Origin of the sequence: Frondihabitans sp. PhB188, assembly GCF_003752365.1 — a bacterium.
Lineage (GTDB): Bacteria > Actinomycetota > Actinomycetes > Actinomycetales > Microbacteriaceae > Frondihabitans.
In genome coordinates, this window is the sequence record NZ_RJUO01000004.1 from 406,400 (window position 1) to 425,147 (window position 18,748).

Annotated in this window: 21 protein-coding genes; all 21 read left to right on the top strand. The window is 66.3% G+C overall.

Annotated features, from left to right (window positions below; translation table 11 throughout):
• Positions 1–55 precede the first annotated feature (55 nt).
• The 21 genes from EDF46_RS14040 to rpsS all read left to right on the top strand — a co-directional run bounded on the left by EDF46_RS14040 (position 56) and on the right by rpsS (position 18,744).
• The gene (locus tag EDF46_RS14040; RefSeq protein ID WP_123506925.1) at positions 56–1,462 is read left to right on the top strand and encodes a prepilin-type N-terminal cleavage/methylation domain-containing protein; all 1,407 of its coding nucleotides are present in this window, start codon (positions 56–58) and stop codon (positions 1,460–1,462) included.
• The gene (locus tag EDF46_RS14045; protein ID WP_123506926.1) at positions 1,462–2,148 is read left to right on the top strand and encodes a type II secretion system protein; all 687 of its coding nucleotides are present in this window, start codon (positions 1,462–1,464) and stop codon (positions 2,146–2,148) included. Before EDF46_RS14040 ends, EDF46_RS14045 begins: the two co-directional genes overlap by 1 nt.
• On the top strand, positions 2,145–3,956 hold the full coding sequence (locus EDF46_RS14050) for a hypothetical protein (protein ID WP_123506927.1): 1,812 nt from the start codon (positions 2,145–2,147) through the stop codon (positions 3,954–3,956). The genes EDF46_RS14045 and EDF46_RS14050 overlap by 4 nt, the downstream gene beginning before the upstream one ends.
• Entirely contained in the window at positions 3,953–4,801 is an 849-nt protein-coding gene (locus EDF46_RS14055; protein ID WP_370454110.1) for an A24 family peptidase, read from the top strand. The genes EDF46_RS14050 and EDF46_RS14055 overlap by 4 nt, the downstream gene beginning before the upstream one ends.
• Positions 4,802–4,846: 45 nt before the next feature.
• Positions 4,847–5,896 carry a type IV pilus assembly protein PilM gene (gene pilM, locus EDF46_RS14060; protein ID WP_123506928.1) on the top strand — a complete coding sequence of 350 codons (1,050 nt, stop codon included), beginning with the start codon at positions 4,847–4,849 and terminating at the stop codon, positions 5,894–5,896.
• Entirely contained in the window at positions 5,893–6,810 is a 918-nt protein-coding gene (locus EDF46_RS14065) for a hypothetical protein (protein ID WP_123506929.1), read from the top strand. Before pilM ends, EDF46_RS14065 begins: the two co-directional genes overlap by 4 nt.
• A gap of 1 nt (position 6,811) precedes the next feature.
• Positions 6,812–7,543, top strand: a complete 732-nt coding sequence (locus EDF46_RS14070; protein WP_123506930.1) for a hypothetical protein — start codon at positions 6,812–6,814, stop codon at positions 7,541–7,543.
• Between the two features lie 171 nt (positions 7,544–7,714).
• Positions 7,715–8,155, top strand: a complete 441-nt coding sequence (locus EDF46_RS14075; protein ID WP_123506931.1) for a DUF6121 family protein — start codon at positions 7,715–7,717, stop codon at positions 8,153–8,155.
• Between the two features lie 311 nt (positions 8,156–8,466).
• Positions 8,467–8,841: a 30S ribosomal protein S12 gene (gene rpsL, locus EDF46_RS14080; protein WP_055964941.1), complete on the top strand. Its 375-nt coding sequence runs from the start codon at positions 8,467–8,469 to the stop codon at positions 8,839–8,841.
• Positions 8,841–9,311, top strand: coding sequence for a 30S ribosomal protein S7 (gene rpsG, locus EDF46_RS14085; protein ID WP_123506932.1), 471 nt, complete (start codon positions 8,841–8,843; stop codon positions 9,309–9,311). Before rpsL ends, rpsG begins: the two co-directional genes overlap by 1 nt.
• A gap of 90 nt (positions 9,312–9,401) precedes the next feature.
• On the top strand, positions 9,402–11,516 hold the full coding sequence (gene fusA / locus EDF46_RS14090; RefSeq protein ID WP_123506933.1) for an elongation factor G: 2,115 nt from the start codon (positions 9,402–9,404) through the stop codon (positions 11,514–11,516).
• 184 nt (positions 11,517–11,700) lie between these two features.
• A complete protein-coding gene (gene tuf / locus EDF46_RS14095; RefSeq protein WP_123506934.1) occupies positions 11,701–12,891 on the top strand; it encodes an elongation factor Tu in 1,191 nt (396 codons plus the stop codon).
• 159 nt (positions 12,892–13,050) lie between these two features.
• On the top strand, positions 13,051–13,311 hold the full coding sequence (locus EDF46_RS14100) for an antitoxin (protein WP_123506935.1): 261 nt from the start codon (positions 13,051–13,053) through the stop codon (positions 13,309–13,311).
• A gap of 89 nt (positions 13,312–13,400) precedes the next feature.
• Positions 13,401–14,384, top strand: a complete 984-nt coding sequence (locus EDF46_RS14105; RefSeq protein WP_123506936.1) for a DNA topoisomerase IB — start codon at positions 13,401–13,403, stop codon at positions 14,382–14,384.
• A gap of 60 nt (positions 14,385–14,444) precedes the next feature.
• Positions 14,445–15,236, top strand: coding sequence for a DarT ssDNA thymidine ADP-ribosyltransferase family protein (locus EDF46_RS14110; protein WP_123506937.1), 792 nt, complete (start codon positions 14,445–14,447; stop codon positions 15,234–15,236).
• Between the two features lie 416 nt (positions 15,237–15,652).
• Positions 15,653–15,961, top strand: a complete 309-nt coding sequence (gene rpsJ, locus EDF46_RS14115) for a 30S ribosomal protein S10 (RefSeq protein WP_055964962.1) — start codon at positions 15,653–15,655, stop codon at positions 15,959–15,961.
• A 14-nt stretch (positions 15,962–15,975) separates the two neighbouring features.
• Positions 15,976–16,629 (top strand): 50S ribosomal protein L3, encoded by a 654-nt coding sequence (rplC, locus tag EDF46_RS14120; RefSeq protein ID WP_123506938.1) that lies wholly within the window; start codon positions 15,976–15,978, stop codon positions 16,627–16,629.
• 3 nt (positions 16,630–16,632) lie between these two features.
• Positions 16,633–17,295: a 50S ribosomal protein L4 gene (rplD, locus tag EDF46_RS14125; RefSeq protein WP_123506939.1), complete on the top strand. Its 663-nt coding sequence runs from the start codon at positions 16,633–16,635 to the stop codon at positions 17,293–17,295.
• On the top strand, positions 17,292–17,591 hold the full coding sequence (gene rplW / locus EDF46_RS14130; protein ID WP_123506940.1) for a 50S ribosomal protein L23: 300 nt from the start codon (positions 17,292–17,294) through the stop codon (positions 17,589–17,591). Before rplD ends, rplW begins: the two co-directional genes overlap by 4 nt.
• A 19-nt stretch (positions 17,592–17,610) precedes the next feature.
• On the top strand, positions 17,611–18,450 hold the full coding sequence (gene rplB / locus EDF46_RS14135; RefSeq protein ID WP_123506941.1) for a 50S ribosomal protein L2: 840 nt from the start codon (positions 17,611–17,613) through the stop codon (positions 18,448–18,450).
• A gap of 12 nt (positions 18,451–18,462) precedes the next feature.
• The gene (rpsS, locus tag EDF46_RS14140; protein WP_123506942.1) at positions 18,463–18,744 is read left to right on the top strand and encodes a 30S ribosomal protein S19; all 282 of its coding nucleotides are present in this window, start codon (positions 18,463–18,465) and stop codon (positions 18,742–18,744) included.
• Positions 18,745–18,748 lie beyond the last annotated feature (4 nt).

The window sequence follows — 18,748 nt, forward strand, 5'->3', positions numbered from 1 at the left end:
CCACCACTGCAACGCCCGACACGACTTCAGCACGACACCGTAGGGAGGTGACCCCATGATCGCTCTGATCGCCCGGCTTCGCCGCACTCGCATCGCTGGTGACGCAGGAATGACGCTGATCGAGGTCATCATCGCCCTCACGATCTTCGCCGTCATCACTGTCGGTGCCATCACAGCCATCGGCACCGCGCTGATAATGACCCGCGACAACCGCAGCCGCGAGGTCGCCGCCAACCTCGCCTCGCAGACCATCGACTCGGCTCGCAACACCACCGACATCTTCGCCCTGGCGAGCAGCAAGCAGAAGTTCACACTCAGCGGCACCACGTACACCGTCACGCAGGCGGTCGCCTGGGTCACGACTGCCGGCGTCGACTCCCTCTGCACGACCGCTGCCAACAAGGGCAACGGCGCCCTGTTCTACAAGCACGTCAATGTAACCGTCTCGTGGTCGTCGCAGAAGTCGACCACCAGCGCCGTCCGCGCCGACACGATCATCGCTCCCACGAGCAAGATCAACGACCCGTCCACGGGGACGATACTCATCTCGGTCACCGGCAGCACCGGCGTCGGCGTCTCCGGAGTCACTGCGAACGTGACGGTCGACACCGACACGGCCAATAACACCGGCAGCGCCCTCGACACCAGCTCGCAGCCCAGCCTCACCAACAGCGATGGTTGCGCGGTGGCGATCAAGGTCGTCCCCGGCACCTACGACGTCACGCTCGCAACCGCCTCCGGCCAGAATGACGTCGACCCCGATCAGAACCCGACGCCCCAGAAGACCGTGACGGTCGCGGCCGGCGACTCGATCGGCGTGTCCTTCAGCTACGACGCAGCCGACGACTACTCGATGACCTATGCCAACTACGCGGCGAATTACTCCGGCACGGCGCTCGTCCCTACTGATCTCGACACGACCATCCTCACGACCGGTCGCACCTACACGGCGCCGACGCCTGCTTCCGACCAGCTTCTCTACCCGACCAGCGCCGGCTACACCTTCCTGGCCGGCACCTACGTGCCCGCGGGCGGCTCGGCGACCTCGTGCCTCTCTCCCGACCCGGAGTCCTGGCCGAAGTCATCGACGAACAAGGTCGGTCAGCGCCCCGCGCCGGTCGCGGCCGACCCTACCCTGAAAGCGGCATCCGTCCAGGTTCCGATGGGCGTGACGACGATCGCTGTGAAGAGCACTGACAAGGTGATTCAGGCCAAGACCACGACCGCCGCGAACGGCGACCCCGGTTGCGCAGCGACACAGACCTACAACTTCACCAAGTCAGGCAACGGCACCTCGGCAACGATCGCGCTGCCCTACGGCACCTGGGCGATCACTAGCGGATCGAGCACGTCGGCGCTGTCGAAGGTGACCATCGGCTCCCTCGTCGGCAGCATCCTGGGCATCCTCGCCCCGGGTTCCAGCTCGACGAATGTCGTGACCCTCGACCCAAGAGTCAACTGATGGGTGTCGTCCGGCGGCTCCCCGCGCGCCGTCTCGACGACCGCGGCGTCAGCCTTGCGGAGTTGCTCGTGACGATCATGATCTTCGGCATCGTCCTCACGGTCGTGACGGGGATGTTCGTCTCCCTCACGCGCGTCACGACTCAGGCCAACGCCACAGACCAGAACGTCCGCCAGGTGTCGAACGGCATGAACGAGCTCGCCCGGGAGATCCGCGGAGCCGTCAACAACCCGGTTCCGAACGTCGCCGACGCGGCGTCCTTTAGCGTCGCAACCACCGAGTCGATGACGTTCTCGACCGCAGTCAACCAGTCGGGCTCGACCGCCCAGCCGCAGCTGGTCACCTTCGCGCTTGCCGCAAACCGCAGCCTCGTCGAGACCAAGACCGCCGCCGTCGCGTACCAGACCTCCTACTGGCAGTTCACGGGCGCCGTCTCCAAGCGCACCCTCACGGGTCCGGTGTCCGCCTCGTCCGCGTCCGTGCCGGTGCTGTTCCAGTACTTCGACTCGACGGGCACTCAGCTCACTCCGAACGCCCAGGGCGCCCTGACGGGGACTCAGATGGGCAACATCTCGACCGTCACCGTCACGCTCACGATCAAGAGCACCAGGGCCGGTGACACCGGGGTCACGCTGGTCAACTCGGTCGGCACTCCGAACCTCACTCCGACTGGAGCCGTCTCATGAAGCGCATCCGCCGCATCCTGAACCTGGAGCGCAAGCCCGACGAAGAGGGCATGGCTCTGGCCATCGCCCTCATTTTCGGCATGATCATCATGATCATGGCGGCCACCGCCCTGTCTGTCGCTTCGAGCGGTCTCAAGAAGGCCGACACCGATCAGGACTGGAACGGCGCTCTCGCCGCCGCATACGCCGGCGTGCAGGAGTACCAGTCGCGGCTGTCGAATGACAACACGTACCAGCAGTACGGCAACCCCGCGGCCGCCTTCAGCGCCACGAGCGCCGGCTCGCTGACCCTTCCCACCGGAACGCAGACGAACCCCGCCTTCGGCGTGGGCAAGTCCGGCACCTGGGCGACCGTGGCCGGCAGCACTGGCAGTGCCATCTCGACCGCAACCTTCCGCTACGAGGTCGACAACTCCCAGTACACGAACTTCGGCACCCTGCGCCTTCGCTCCACCGGCCGTGTCGGCACCACCACGCGCTCAGTCGTCGCCGATCTCCGCCAGGACGGATTCATCGACTACCTCTACTTCACGAACTACGAGTTCCAGGACCCTCAGCAGACTGGCAAGCCGACGACCGGCTCGAGCAGCTGCCTCAAGTACGCCTACCAGGGCCGGCCCTCGGGCTGCGGTGAGATCGCATTCGGTGGTGGCGACGTCATCGCCGGGCCGGCGCACTCGAACGACACGATGCGCATCTGCCAGGCCTCCTTCACGACGAAGGTGACGTCGTCGAATCCGGCCACGACCGGGCTCCGTTATACCGCCAAGGACTCGAACGGCGCTACCTGCACCGGGCAGAAGTTCCCGGGATCGACCACTCAGCCTGGCCTCGAGTCGAGCATCGACATGCCGACCACGCTCGCGTTGCCGAAGCGCGAGACGGAGAACGACCTTCCGACCGACGTGCCCCGCCCGGGCTGCCTCTACACAGGCCCGACCGACATCGTCTTCAATGCCGACGGCACCATGACGGTCAAGTCGCCCTACACGAAGAAGACGCGCACGAACGCCGCCGGCACCAGCGGCTCGGCCCTCGCAGACTGTGGTATTCCCGGGACGGGGACCGGCCAGCTCGGCTCCACCGCCGGTGCCACCTTCACCGTGCCGGCGAACAACCTCGTGTATGTGCAGAACGTGCCCACCACCTCTTCCGACGTCAACTACACCTCGACGACAGCGAGCGGCATGTCGACGACGAGCTGCTCGAACAACCACGTCGGGTATCCCATCGTGAACTCGTCGAACGCGCAGCTGAGCGAGGTCGTCCCGACCACGACCGGCGGCTACGGCTCGGCGAGCCCGTGCGCCTACGGCGCGCGCAATGGCGACGCGTTCGTGAAGGGCAGCTTCCACGGGCAGCTCACCATCGCCACCGACAACTACGTCTACGTGACAAACGACCTGACATACGTGGACTCCAACTCTGACATCCTCGGCCTGATCGGCACGAACAACGTGTTCGTCTACAACCCGGTCAAATTGCAGAACGGCAGCTACGTGTCGCTGCTCGGTGACTCCGGCCGCGAGATCGACGCCGCGATCCTGTCGAGCTCCCACTCGTTCGTCGTCCAGAACTTCGACCGCGGTGGCAGTCGTGGCACCCTGACTGTCAAGGGCTCCATCGCGCAGAACTTTCGAGGCATCGCGAGCAACGGCGCCAACGGCTACATCAAGAACTACGGCTACGACGCCCGGCTCCGCTACCTGGCGCCGCCGAAGTTCCTCAGCCCGGTCACGACGTCTTACGGCGTGACGACGCTGACCGAGGCGAAGACCGCGTACGCGGCAGACGGAACGCCCCAGTGATCGCCGCCACGATGCCGTGGGCTCTCGCCGTCGCCGTCTTGGGTGGAGGATTCGGGCTCCTGATCGGCTCCTTCCTCAACGTCGTCGTCTACCGGGTACCGAATGGCATGTCGGTGGTCTCGCCACCGAGCGCGTGCCCCGGCTGCCACTCCGAGATCAAGGCGTACGACAACGTGCCCGTGCTCTCGTGGCTTGCCCTGCGCGGCAAGTGCCGTTCGTGCCACGAGCCGATCTCGGCCCGCTACCCGCTGGTCGAGGCCACGACGGGCGTGTTCTTCGTCGTCGTCGCCATCCGCTTCCTCCCTCACGGCCTCCTCAGCGAGGCGCCGGCGAACTTCGGCGCGAGTCTTCTCGCTCTCGTCGCCTTCCTCTACCTCGCAGCCATCAGCGTCGCGCTAGGTCTCATCGACCTCGACGTGCACCGCCTCCCGCGGGCCATCGTGCTTCCCGCCTACGCTGTCGGCGCGGTGCTGCTCGGTGCATCGTCCGCTCTCACCGGCGATTGGACAGCGCTGCTCCGCGCAGCCATCGGCATGGGCTCCCTCGGGCTGTTCTACGCTCTCGCCTGGTTCTTCTACCCGGCCGGTATGGGCTTCGGCGATGTAACACTCGCCGGAGTCCTCGGTCTCTTCCTCGGTTGGCTCGGATGGGGACCGCTCGCGGTCGGCGCATTCTCTGCCTTCCTCTTCGGTGGGGTCTTCTCCATCGCGTTGATCGCCCTCAAGCGAATCGGGAGGAAGGGCGGGATCCCCTTCGGTCCCTGGATGCTCGTGGGTGCGTGGGTCGGCGTGTTCGTCGGCCCGGCCGTCTGGCACGGCTACCTCTCCCTCCTCGGCGTGGCCTAGCGGCCCGGCGAGAACAGAACAGTTCCAGGAAGCGAGTTCGTTCCAATGAGCAAGAACATCGTGGGTGTCGACATCGGCACCAGCAGCCTCCGTGCTGTCGAGATCTCGGGCGCCGCTTCGGCGAAGCCGACTCTCGTCCGCTACGGCGAAGTGCCGTTGCCCGACGGGGCGGTGAGCCGAGGAGAAGTCCTCGAGCCGCAGACCGTCGCGCAGGCCCTCAAGACCCTCTGGTCGCAGTCCGGCTTCAAGAGCAAGCAGGTCGTGCTCGGCATGGGCAATCAGCGCGTGCTCGCCCGTGATCTCACGGTCGCCAAGGCGTCCAAGGCCCGTATCAAGGAGTCCCTGCCCTTCCAGGTGCAGGACATGCTCCCCGTGCCCGTCGCGGATGCCCTCCTCGACTTCTACCCGGTGTCCGAGGGCATCGGCGAGCACGGGCCGGTCATCAACGGCCTCCTCATCGCCGCTGTCAAAGACGCCGTGCTCGGCAACGTGCGCGCATCCAAGCTCGCCGGCCTGAACACCGTCGGCGTCGATTTGATCCCGTTCGCGGTGTCGCGTCTGCTCGTGACGGGAGCGGGGACTTCTGGGACCGTGGCCCTGGTGGAGATCGGCGCCACCACCACGTCGGTCGTGCTCCTCTCGAACGGCGTCCCTCAATTCGTGCGCATCATCCCGAGCGGCGGCGACGACGTCACCGGCGATCTGGCCTCGCGCCTTGAGATTCCGCGTGAGCTCGCCGAGGGCGCTAAGCGCACGCTCGGCCTGACTCCAAGCACCGACACCAAAGAAGACAAGACGGCCTCGGCCGTCATCTTCGAGACGGTCAACGAGCTCCTCGGCAGCCTCCGCAACACGATCAGCTATTACGCGAACACGCGCCCGACCGAGACGGTGAGCCACATCATCCTGACCGGCGGTGGCGCCCAGCTCATCGGTCTGAAGGATGCGCTCCAGGAGGTCACCCGCCTCGATGTCGTCAGCGCCGATCCCCTTCGTGGTTTCTCACCGTCGAAATCGTCCGCCGATCTGAAGGCCCGTGCCAACGTGTCGTCGTACACGGTGGCGCTCGGTCTGGCCCTCGGGAGCGCAGCATGAAGTTCTACCTGACCAAGGCCCAGCAGCGCGCCGCGCAGGGCAGGGAGCCCGCATCGAAGTCCGCGAGAGCGGCCAAGTCCGCTCCTGCCGAGAAGGCCCCCAAGCAGGCGCCGGCGTCACCCGTCGTGTCGGCCGGTCCCATGATGGCTGGCGCTCAGGCGAGTGTCGCCGCCCCCGCGGCACCGTCCGGCCCAACCGCGCAGGCGCCGATGACGAGGGGCAACGCGGCCAAGCCCGCCTCGGTAGCTCCGCCGAAGCCCGCGAAGGTCCCGAAGAACGCAGTCGCCATCGGCGGAGTCCCCCACGTCGACCTGCTGCCCCTCGAGGTGCGGGCCGAACGTCGTGCAAGGCAGAACGTCCGTCGTGCGTGGCTCGGCGTCGTCGGGGTCGCTGTGATCGCCGTGATTGCCACCGGAGGCGCCACTCTCGTCTCCATGCACGCGCAGGAGGACCTCGCCACGAGCCAGGGCGAGACCTCGTCGCTCTCGGCGGAGCAAGCCAAGTACGCCAAGGTCAAGGTCGTCGAAAATCAGACGACCCTCATCGACGCCGCCCGCCAGGTCGGCGGTGGCACGGACATCGACTGGAACGCCTACCTCCAGAAGCTCCAAGCCACACTCCCCGCCGACACGACGATCAAGAGCGTGAGCGTGGACTCTGCGTCCGCCACCACGGCCTACACGCAGTCGAGCGCGGCGCTGCAGGGTGTCCGCATCGGCACCGTCACTGTCACCGTCGAGAGCCCGACCCTCCCGTCGGTGCCGAAGCTGCTCAACGGCCTCGTCACCCTCCCGGGCTACGTGGACGCGACGCCGGGAACGGTCAACGCCTCCGACGGCGTCTACACGGCCAACATCGTGATGCACATCAACCAGGACGCCTACTCGGGTCTGTACACCAAGAAGGGCAAGTGACATGGACCGCAATCGCCTCCTGACGATCGGCGCCGTCTTCGCCGCTGTCGTCGTCATCGCACTCGGATTCATTGCCGGCGTCCGCCCCCAGCTCTCAGCCGCTGCCGACGCCAAAGCGCAGAACTCGGCGGTCGTCGCGCAGAACCAGGGCCTCCGCGCCGGGATCACGACCCTTGAGTCGAAGTTCTCGAAGATGAAGAGCCTGACCACGCAGCTCGCGGATCTGCAGCAGTCCGTGCCGGCCGATGCGGCCGCGCCCGAGTTCATCGACGAGATGAACGCGCTCGCCGACCAGGCCAACGTCGGCATCTCGAGCTTTGCCATGAGCGATGCGCAGGCCTACACCGCGCCGGTGGCGACGAGCACCTCGTCGACCGCCACGACGACTCCGGGAACCGCTCCCGTGGCGCCGGCCGCTGTCACGAACTCGTCCATCACCGCGTCGAACTTCTCAGTGATTCCGTTCACCATCACGGTGTCTGGCACGTACGGCGAGGCTCTCGACTTCCTATCGGCCGTTCACTCCGGTGATCGCCTGTTCTTGGTGACGGCCTTCTCGGGCGGAAGCGACTCCTCTGCTGACGGAACGACCGGGAGCTGGACGCTCACCGGCTCCATCTACGCCCTGACCGATGCGCAGTCGGCCCAGAAGCAGCAGCAGACCACCACCAACTCCTCCACCGCGTCCAGCGCGACCGACGGCTCGTCGACCGACACCGCGGCCGGCAAGTAGGGGAGCACAAGCCGCCACGGGTCGGTCGAAGGTCCCGATCGACCGACTCGTGGCTTCCATCCGCCGATCAGCGTCGCCGCTGAGAGGCAGTCGACCTGCCGGGATGGCAGGAGTGGATGTGCCGACGAGCGCCAACCAGCGCTCGCCGGCACTTCTCGTTAAGGTGGGGCAATGTCGCACGGCCTCCTCACGTTCATGGCGACCGTCACGCACCTCGCTCTGTCGGTGCTGACGGCGGGAGTCCTCTTCTACGTCACCGGCTCCGATCCGATCGGCGAGTCCGACGCGAGCTTCCTGCTGGGCCCGGCCATGGTCCTGGCGTCGATGGCGTGCGTCTTCTTCGCTCTCGCGCGGCGCTTCGGGGTCGAGGCCCGCGACGGAGAATCCCCAGGGCGCAGGAACTCCCCGCCCGCACTGGCCGCCGCAGTCGCCAGCTACCTCGCGATGCTCCTCGTCGGCGGAGGGCTCTACGCTCTCGGCCGCCACGACGCTCTCTGGCTGGTCCTCTTCGCCGGGCGCTACGTCGCGAGCGGCTTCGTGCTGCTCACCTCCCTGTGGGCAGGTGCCGTGGTCGCCGCAACTCTGCTCCTGGCCCGCACCGGAGACGCGTGACCCGGGAGTCCGGAGCGGCGTTCGCTCCCGGCACAGGCGAGCGCGTTTGATCTTGCCCTAGCATCCGGCTATTCTTGCTCGGGTGTGCGCTTAGCGGCGCGCCCGATTTTCGGTCGAAGTTCGAAGACCGAAACAACCGTCTCTTCGGGGTGACGAACTTCTCGTTCCCCGCGCAGGCCGCGGACACTCTCCGCGGGATGACGCCTGACCACAACCTCCAGCAAGTCGAGTGTTGCTGTCGTGCTCCAGAGATGAGGAAGCCGTCCGACCGGGGCGGCCAGAACCGAGAAGTACGAATCCAAGGAGAACCAGTGCCAACTATTCAGCAGCTGGTCCGCAAGGGTCGCACGCCGAAGGTCGTCAAGACCAAGGCTCCCGCCCTGAAGGCCAACCCCCAGCAGCGTGGCGTGTGCACCCGTGTGTACACCACCACCCCCAAGAAGCCGAACTCTGCCCTGCGCAAGGTCGCTCGCGTCAAGCTGAGCAACGGCACCGAGGTCACCGCGTACATTCCCGGCGAAGGTCACAACCTTCAGGAGCACTCGATGGTCCTCGTCCGCGGCGGTCGTGTGAAAGACCTCCCCGGTGTCCGCTACAAGATCGTTCGCGGCGCTCTCGACACCCAGGCTGTCAAGAACCGCAAGCAGGCTCGCAGCCGCTACGGCGCGAAGATGGAGAAGAAGTAATGCCTCGCAAGGGTCCCGCTCCTAAGCGTCCCGTCGTCGCAGACCCCGTCTACGGCGCCCCGATCGTCAGCCAGCTCGTCAACAAGATCCTCCTCGACGGCAAGAAGGGTCTCGCCGAGCGCATCGTCTACGGCGCCCTCGCCGGTGTCTCGGCCAAGAACGGCCAGGACGCCGTCGTCACGCTGAAGAAGGCTCTCGACAACGTCCGTCCGACCCTCGAGGTCCGATCGCGTCGCGTCGGCGGTTCGACCTACCAGGTCCCCGTCGAGGTCAAGCCTCACCGTGCGAACACCCTGGCTCTCCGCTGGCTCACCAGCTACGCCAAGGCTCGTCGCGAGAAGACGATGACCGAGCGTCTCATGAACGAGATCCTCGACGCGTCGAACGGTCTCGGCGCCGCTGTCAAGCGTCGTGAAGACACGCACAAGATGGCCGAGTCGAACAAGGCCTTCGCGCACTACCGCTGGTAAGCACCACCGCCCGCAAGGGCACCGCCGGGCGGCTGCAACCGCTGCCGCCCGGCGACAACACTCTCTCTAACCCCCCAATCGGAGGAACCCGTGGCACAGGACGTGCTCACCGACCTGAACAAGGTCCGCAACATCGGCATCATGGCGCACATCGATGCCGGCAAGACGACGACCACCGAGCGCATCCTGTTCTACACGGGCATCACCCACAAGATCGGTGAGGTCCACGACGGTGCGGCCACGATGGACTGGATGGCCCAGGAGCAGGAGCGTGGCATCACGATCACGTCCGCTGCGACCACCTGCTTCTGGAACAAGAACCAGATCAACATCATCGACACCCCCGGTCACGTCGACTTCACGGTCGAGGTGGAGCGCTCGCTCCGCGTGCTCGACGGTGCCGTCGCCGTCTTCGACGGCAAGGAGGGCGTCGAGCCCCAGTCCGAGACCGTCTGGCGTCAGGCCGACAAGTACGACGTCCCGCGCATCTGCTTCGTCAACAAGATGGACAAACTGGGCGCCGACTTCTACTTCACGGTCGACACCATCATCAACCGCCTCGGCGCCAAGCCGCTGGTCATGCAGCTCCCGATCGGTGCGGAGTCCTCGTTCGAGGGCGTCGTCGACCTGGTCGAGATGCGCGCGCTGACCTGGCGCGGCGACGCAAAGGGCGACGTCGAGATGGGCGCCAAGTACGAGATCGAGGAGATCCCGGCCGACCTCAAGGAGAAGGCCGACGAGTACCGCGCCAAGCTCCTCGAGGTCGTCGCCGAGACCGACGACGCGCTTCTCGAGAAGTTCTTCGCCGGCGAAGAGCTGACGGTCGCCGAGATCAAGGGCGCCGTCCGCAAGCTGACGGTCAACTCCGAGATCTACCCGGTGTTCTGCGGCTCCGCGTTCAAGAACCGCGGCGTGCAGCCGATGCTCGACGCAGTCATCGACTACCTGCCCTCGCCGCTCGACGTGCCTCCCATGGAGGGCCACGACGTCCGCGACGCCGAGAAGATCATCATCCGCAAGCCCGAGTCGACCGAGCCGTTCTCGGCTCTCGCCTTCAAGGTCGCGGTGCACCCGTTTTTCGGTCGCCTCACCTACGTCCGCGTCTACTCGGGTCACATCGAGTCCGGCGCGCAGGTCATCAACTCGACCAAAGACAAGAAGGAGCGCATCGGCAAGATCTTCCAGATGCACTCCAACAAGGAGAACCCCGTCGACGGCGTCACCGCCGGCCACATCTACGCGGTGATCGGTCTCAAGTTCACGACCACGGGTGACACCCTGTGCGACCCGAACGAGCAGATCGTCCTCGAGTCGATGACCTTCCCGGAGCCCGTCATCGAGGTCGCCATCGAGCCGAAGACGAAGCAAGACCAGGAGAAGCTCTCCATCGCGATCCAGAAGCTCGCCGAGGAAGACCCGACGTTCCGCGTCGAGCTCAACGCCGAGACGGGCCAGACGGTCATCAAGGGCATGGGCGAGCTTCACCTCGACATCCTCGTCGACCGCATGAAGCGCGAGTTCAACGTCGAAGCGAACGTGGGCAAGCCCCAGGTCGCCTACCGCGAGACGCTCAAGAAGGGCATCGAGCGCTACGACTACACCCACAAGAAGCAGACGGGTGGTTCGGGCCAGTTCGCGAAGGTCCAGATCGCTCTCGAGCCCTTCGAGGTCACTGCCGAGTCGACGTACGAGTTCGTCAACAAGGTCACCGGCGGCCGCGTCCCGCGCGAGTACATCCCGTCGGTCGACGCCGGTATCCAGGACGCCATGCAGGTCGGCGTTCTCGCCGGGTACCCGACCGTGGGTGTCCGTGCACTGCTTCTCGACGGTGCGGCGCACGACGTCGACTCGTCCGAGATGGCGTTCAAGATCGCAGGATCGATCGCCTACAAGGAGGCTGCCCGCAAGGCCACCCCCGTGCTTCTCGAGCCGATCATGGCCGTCGAGGTGCGTACGCCCGAGGAGTACATGGGCGACGTCATCGGCGACCTGAACTCCCGTCGTGGCCAGATCGCCTCGATGGAGGACGCCAGCGGCGTGAAGGTCGTCCGGGCCAGCGTTCCGCTGTCCGAGATGTTCGGCTACGTCGGCGACCTGCGGTCGAAGACCTCGGGTCGCGCCGTCTACTCGATGACGTTCGAGTCGTACGCGGAGGTCCCCAAGGCTGTTGCCGAGGAGATCATCGCGAAGAACAAGGGCGAGTAGCCCACCCCCGGGTCGGTCGGCCTGCAGAGAGTGGCTTCCACAGCACTTATCCACACGTCGACCGGCTCGAAATGCGTGGTCGAGCCTCGACCGCGTAGCATGTGAACACACCAAATCGCAGATGTTCCGACTGGCCGCACGGCTGGGCGGAGAGACTGCACCCGAGTCCTGAGGAGGACCCACAGTGGCGAAGGCCAAGTTCGAGCGGACCAAGCCGCACGTAAACATCGGAACCATCGGTCACGTTGACCACGGCAAGACGACGCTTACCGCGGCGATCACCAAGGTTCTGCACGACAAGTACCCCGACCTCAACACGGCGTCCGCGTTCGACCAGATCGACAACGCGCCCGAAGAGAAGGCTCGTGGTATCACGATCAACATCTCGCACGTCGAGTACCAGACGGAGAAGCGTCACTACGCTCACGTCGACGCTCCCGGCCACGCCGACTACGTGAAGAACATGATCACCGGTGCGGCTCAGATGGACGGCGCGATCCTCGTGGTCGCCGCCACCGACGGCCCCATGCCCCAGACGCGTGAGCACGTGCTGCTCGCTCGCCAGGTCGGCGTGCCCTACATCGTCGTGGCGCTCAACAAGTCCGACATGGTCGACGACGAAGAGATCCTGGAGCTCGTCGAGCTCGAGGTCCGCGAGCTGCTCTCGAGCCAGGACTTCGACGGCGACAACGCTCCCGTCGTTCAGGTCTCGGCTCTTCAGGCGCTCGAGGGCGACGAGAAGTGGGCCAAGACGGTTGCCGACCTCATGGAGGCCGTGGACGAGAACGTCCCCGACCCGATCCGTGCGCTCGACCAGCCCTTCCTCATGCCGATCGAGGACGTCTTCACGATCACCGGTCGTGGCACCGTCGTCACCGGCCGTGTCGAGCGTGGCCAGCTGAACGTCAACGAGGAGGTCGAGATCGTCGGCATCCGCCCGACCGTCAAGACCACCGTCACCGGCATCGAGATGTTCCGCAAGCTGCTCGACCAGGCTGTGGCCGGCGACAACACCGGTCTTCTTCTTCGTGGCACCAAGCGCGAAGACGTCGAGCGCGGCCAGGTCATCGTCAAGCCGGGTTCGGTCACGCCGCACACGGGCTTCGACGCCAACGTCTACATCCTCTCCAAGGATGAGGGTGGCCGTCACAACCCGTTCTACGCGAACTACCGTCCGCAGTTCTACTTCCGCACCACGGACGTCACCGGCGTCATCACGCTGCCCGAGGGCACCGAGATGGTCATGCCTGGTGACACCACCGAGATCAGCGTCGAGCTGATCCAGCCGATCGCCATGGAGGAGGGCCTCCGCTTCGCTATCCGCGAGGGTGGCCGCACCGTCGGCGCCGGCACCGTCACGAAGATCAACAAGTAAGACGATCTCCTGACGCGGTGATCAGCACTGCAGGGAGAGCGGGTCGGACCTTCGGGTCCGGCCCGCTTTTTCGTGCCCGCGTCATTGAATTGCCAGGCGGGCGCGGGCACTATGGGCGCACGAACCGGATCGGCCGGTTCCCCGCGAGAGGATCAGAAGATGGCTGGGTTCGACAACATCGCCAAGAAGGCTCAGGGGCTCTTCGAAGACGGCAAGGAGAAGGCCGCCGCCGCGTTCGAGGACGGCAAGGAGAAGTTCGACGAGGTCCGCACCAGCGAGAAGGCCGAGCAGGTGAGCGACAACATCCTCGGCGGCCTTGCCAACGCTGCCAACAAGGTGACCGGCGGCAAGTACGCCGACAAGATCGAGAACGCCCGCGACGCCGCAGACAAGAAGATCGGCCCCGACTCCGTCGAGTAGGGCTCGCACCGAAGCCCCCGGGCACGGCCCGGGGGCTCGGTCGTACCCCGGTCACGTCGCGCGCAGGGCGGGGGAGTTTCCTGGTCGGCATGCCCCGCCTGCGCCGCTCCGATTCGTCCCACGCCGGGATCACGCGGGTGCGGTCGGGGCGGGGCTTCACCTATCGCGACTCGACGGGAGCGACGGTGTCCGATCCTGCGCTCCGCGAACGTCTCGAGCACCTGGCGATCCCCCCGGCCTGGACGGACGTGTGGATCGCGCCGTACCCGAACGGCCACATCCAGGCGACTGGCCTCGACGGCGTGGGTCGACGGCAGTACATCTACCACCCCACCTGGCGCGAGCAGAAAGACCGGATCAAGTTCGACCGCGCTCTCTCGCTGGCCGAGGCGCTGCCGGTGGCTCGTCGCCGGGTCACGCTCGACCTGCGCCGTGACGTTCCCGACCGCGAGCGCGCGCTGGCGACGGCGTTCAGGATGCTCGACACCGGCTCGCTCCGCGTGGGCTCGGAGCAGTACGCCGAGCTGCACGGGAGCCACGGCCTGTCCACGCTCCTGTGCTCGCACGTGACCGTCCACGACGACTCGGTCATCCTGCGTTTTCCCGGCAAGAGCGGCCAGGAGTGGGAGAGCACCATCCGCGACGCCGACCTCGCCCACGTGATCCGCGGGCTGAAGTCGCGGGGTGCTCGGGCGCGACTCCTGGCGTTCCGGCCCGAGGCGGGCTCTCCCTGGCGTCCGCTTCACGCTGTCGACATCAACGAGTACGTCCATGAGCGCACTGGGGGCGATTTCACGGCCAAGGACTTTCGCACCCTCCATGGCACGGTCGCCGCTGCGGTCAGCCTCGCGAAGGCCGGCCCTCAGGCCAGCGAGTCGAAGCGCAGGAGGGCGCTGGCCCAGGCCATGCGCGATGCCTCCGACGTGCTCGGAAACACCCCCGCCATCGCCCGCAAGAGCTACGTCGACCCCCGTCTGGTCGACGCTTTCGGGTCTGGCGAGACGATCGATCCATCGCGTCTGGCCTCCGCGGAGTCCGAAGTGCGCGCCCTGCTTTACCGTCAGGTCACCTGAGTCCCGTAACGTTGACCCTCGGGCCCGTTTCTGTGGGCCCCGCGAGAGGAAACCCCAGCTGTGATCGAGTGCATCCACGGTCTTGACATCGAACTGTGCGACATCTGCACCCCGAGAAAGCGCGACGAGGCGCAGGAACTCCCGGCCCCCGCCCGCCGCAGCCCCGTCTCGACGGCCCGCGCAGTCCGCGCGCCGTCCACCCTCCGCACGCCGAAGGTGAAGGCGCCGTCCGACCCCGCCCTGCCCGACGTCGATCTGGCCGCCATGCGCGTCCACCACTGGACGCACCTCACCAACCTGCCGGCGATCATCGCCGATGGAGCCCTCCGCGCCGTCGCGGAGCCCGAGCTCGACGTGCTCTCGCCCGAGGCGCGCACCCGCCGCTCCGAGGTCACCGTCCCCTCCGGCGCCTCCGTCTCCGCGCACGTGCCGTTCGCCCTGACGCCCGACGCGGCCAGCTGGGACGCCGTGCGGCACGGCGCCGCAGGCGCGGAGTGGTCGGCAGCCGCCCGCGCCACGCGGGCCACCGACTTCGTCGTCCTCGTCGCCCCGGTGAAGTCCGTCGGCGACGGGTTCGTGTTCGCCGACGGGGATGCGGCCGCGCCGCTGACCCGCTTCGCGGAGGGCCTCGAGGAGGGGGCGAAGCTGGCGAGGCGCGCCTCGCTGGCCGACCCCGAGCTCGCGCAGGCCGAGTTCCTGATTCCCGACGCCTTCGACCTGGCGGGCGTGACGCTCATCGGCGTGCCGAACGACCGCGCGCGCGACGAGGTCAAGGCCCTGCTCCGCGAGTACTCGGGGAAGGCGCCTCGCGTGGCCGTCTACCCGCCGTGGTTCAAGCCGTCCGACGAGTGACCGCCGTGCGTCGAAACCCTTGATTCCTCAGGGTTCCGAGGCGCGACACGCCCGGGTTGCAGCAAATGCCCGGGTGTGGCAAGATTATCTGGTTCAACATTTCCGCCTACGGGCGTGAATCACTGCCATGTTGTGAACAGTCTCACGAGGCTGGGCCGCGGGTAGAAGGACACCTCTTCAATCGAATCCGGAGAAGAGCTGACCTCCCCAGGGCGGTCATCCGGAGCGGGTTCGATTGCCACGCCGGCTTCGGTCAGAAGTTCTGCGGCGTGCGCGCGAAGAGGCACGACACCGAGTGTTTCGACACGACCGTGTCTTGACACGACAACAGTGCCAGCCTGAACGACTCCGGTCGTGAGGGCGCGTCAGGCGGCCCCGTGAAGGTGCGCGACGTATACATCGAGAGAGAGTCACACATGGCGGGACAGAAGATCCGCATCCGGCTGAAGTCGTACGACCACGAGGTCATCGACACGTCAGCTCGCAAGATCGTCGACACGGTGACCCGTGCCGGCGCGACCGTGGTCGGCCCCGTGCCGCTCCCCACGGAGAAGAACGTGATCGCAGTCATCCGTTCGCCCCACAAGTACAAGGACAGCCGCGAGCACTTCGAGAAGCGCACGCACAAGCGCCTCATCGACATCATCGACCCGACGCCGAAGGCCGTCGACTCGCTCATGCGTCTCGACCTCCCCGCCGACGTCAACATCGAGATCAAGCTGTAGGGGGCGACTGACTAATGGCTATCACCACCAAGAACGTCAAGGGCCTTCTCGGCAAGAAGCTCGGCATGACCCAGGTCTGGGACGAGAACAACAAGCTCATCCCCGTCACCGTCGTCGAGATCTCGCCGAACGTCGTGACCCAGATCCGCACCGAAGAGGTCGACGGCTACGTCGCCGTCCAGATCGCTGCCGGCGCCATCGACCCGCGCAAGGCCAACAAGCCTTCGACCGGTCACTTCGACAAGGCCGGCGTGACGCCGCGCCGCACCCTCACCGAGGTCCGCACCGCTGACGCCGCCGAGTACGCACTCGGCCAGGAGCTCACGGTCGAGACCTTCGAAGCCGGCCAGAAGGTCGACGTCGTCGGCACTTCCAAGGGCAAGGGCTTCGCCGGTGTCATGAAGCGTCACAACTTCAAGGGCGTCTCCGCCTCCCACGGTTCGCACCGCAACCACCGCAAGCCCGGCTCGATCGGTGCTTCGTCGACCCCAAGCCGTGTCTTCAAGGGCATGCGCATGGCCGGTCGCATGGGTGGCGAGCGCGTCACCGTCCTCAACCTCACGGTTCACGCCGTCGACGCCGAGAAGGGTCTGCTGCTCGTCAAGGGCGCCGTCCCCGGCGCTCGTGGCCGTACCGTGTTCGTCCGCACCGCCGTGAAGGGGAACTAGCGCATGGCTACCACCACTGCACCCGTCAGCACCGTCGACGTCCTCGACGCCAAGGGCGCCAAGGCCGGCACCGTCGAGCTCCCCTCGGAGATCTTCGACGTCGTCGCCAACGTCCCGCTCATCCACCAGGTCGTCGTCGCGCAGCTCGCTGCCGCACGCCAGGGCACGCACAAGGTCAAGAGCCGCGGCGAGGTCTCCGGAGCCGGCCGCAAGCCGTTCAAGCAGAAGGGAACCGGTCGCGCTCGCCAGGGCTCGATCCGCGCCCCCCAGATGACCGGCGGTGGCATCGTCCACGGACCGACGCCCCGCTCCTACGCGCAGCGCACCCCCAAGAAGATGATCGCCGCCGCTCTGCTCGGCGCTCTCTCGGACCGCGCCCGCGGCGCCCGCGTCCACGTCGTGGAGTCCTTCGTGGCCGACGTCGTCTCGACCAAGACCGCTCTCGAGCTGCTCGCCGGCATCTCGACGAGCAAGCACGTCCTGATCGTCATCGAGCGCGAAGACACGCTGACGCAGAAGAGCGTCCGCAACGTCGACGAGGTCCACGTCATCACGTGGGACCAGCTCAACGCCTACGACGTCCTCGTCTCTGACGACATCGTCTTCACCAAGAGCGCTTTCGAGGCCTTCGTGGCCAAGAAGACCCAGAAGGAGGCCACCGCATGAGCGGCATCCACAAAGACCCCCGTGACATCGTGATCTCGCCGGTCGTCTCCGAGAAGAGCTACTCCCTGATCGACCAGGGCAAGTACACCTTCCTGGTCGACCCCCGCTCGAACAAGACCGAGATCAAGCTCGCTATCGAGAAGATCTTCGACGTCAAGGTCGACAGCATCAACACGCTCAACCGCCCGGGTAAGACCCGTCGCACCAAGTTCGGGATCGGCAAGCGCAAGAGCACCAAGCGCGCCATCGTGACGCTCAAGTCGGGCACCATCGACATCTTCACGGCTGTCGGCTAGGGCTCGGAGGGATAACAAAATGGCTATTCGCAAATACAAGCCCACGACTCCGGGTCGCCGCGGTTCGTCCGTCGCCGACTTCGCCGAGATCACGCGCTCGACTCCCGAGAAGTCGCTGCTGCGCCCCCTGTCGAAGACCGGTGGCCGCAACAACGCCGGTCGCATCACGACCCGTCACATCGGTGGTGGCCACAAGCGCCAGTACCGCGTCATCGACTTCCGTCGTAACGACAAGGACGGCGTGAACGCCAAGGTCGCTCACATCGAGTACGACCCCAACCGCACCGCGCGCATCGCGCTGCTCCACTTCGTGGACGGCACCAAGCGCTACATCATCGCCCCGAACAAGCTGAACCAGGGCGACATCATCGAGTCGGGTCCCGCGGCCGACATCAAGCCGGGCAACAACCTGCCGCTGAAGAACATCCCGGTCGGTACCGTCATCCACGCCATCGAGCTCAAGCCCGGTGGGGGCGCCAAGATGGCCCGCTCCGCCGGCGCCTCTGTCCGCCTCGTCGCGAAGGACGGCCCCTACGCCCAGCTGCGTCTCCCCTCGGGCGAGGTCCGCAATGTCGATGCGCGCTGCCGCGCGACCATCGGCGAGGTCGGCAACGCCGAGCAGTCGAACATCAACTGGGGCAAGGCCGGCCGCATGCGCTGGAAGGGCGTCCGCCCGACCGTCCGTGGTGTCGCCATGAACCCCGTCGACCACCCGCACGGTGGTGGTGAGGGCAAGACCTCCGGTGGACGCCACCCGGTCTCGCCGTGGGGCCAGAAAGAGGGCCGCACGCGTCACCCCAACAAGGAGAGCGACAAGCTCATCGTCCGCCGCCGCAACGCTGGTAACAAGCGCAAGTAGGAGTTGTAGAAGATGCCACGCAGTCTGAAGAAGGGCCCCTTCGTCGACGACCACCTGCTTCGCAAGGTGATCGTGCAGAACGAGGCCAGCACCAAGAACGTGATCCGTACGTGGTCGCGCCGCTCGATGATCATCCCGAACATGCTCGGCCACACCATCGCCGTGCATGACGGACGCAAGCACATCCCCGTGTTCGTGACCGAGTCGATGATCGGACACAAGCTCGGCGAGTTCGCGCCCACCCGCACCTTCCGCGGCCATGTGAAGGACGACAAGAAGGGTCGTCGCCGCTAACGCG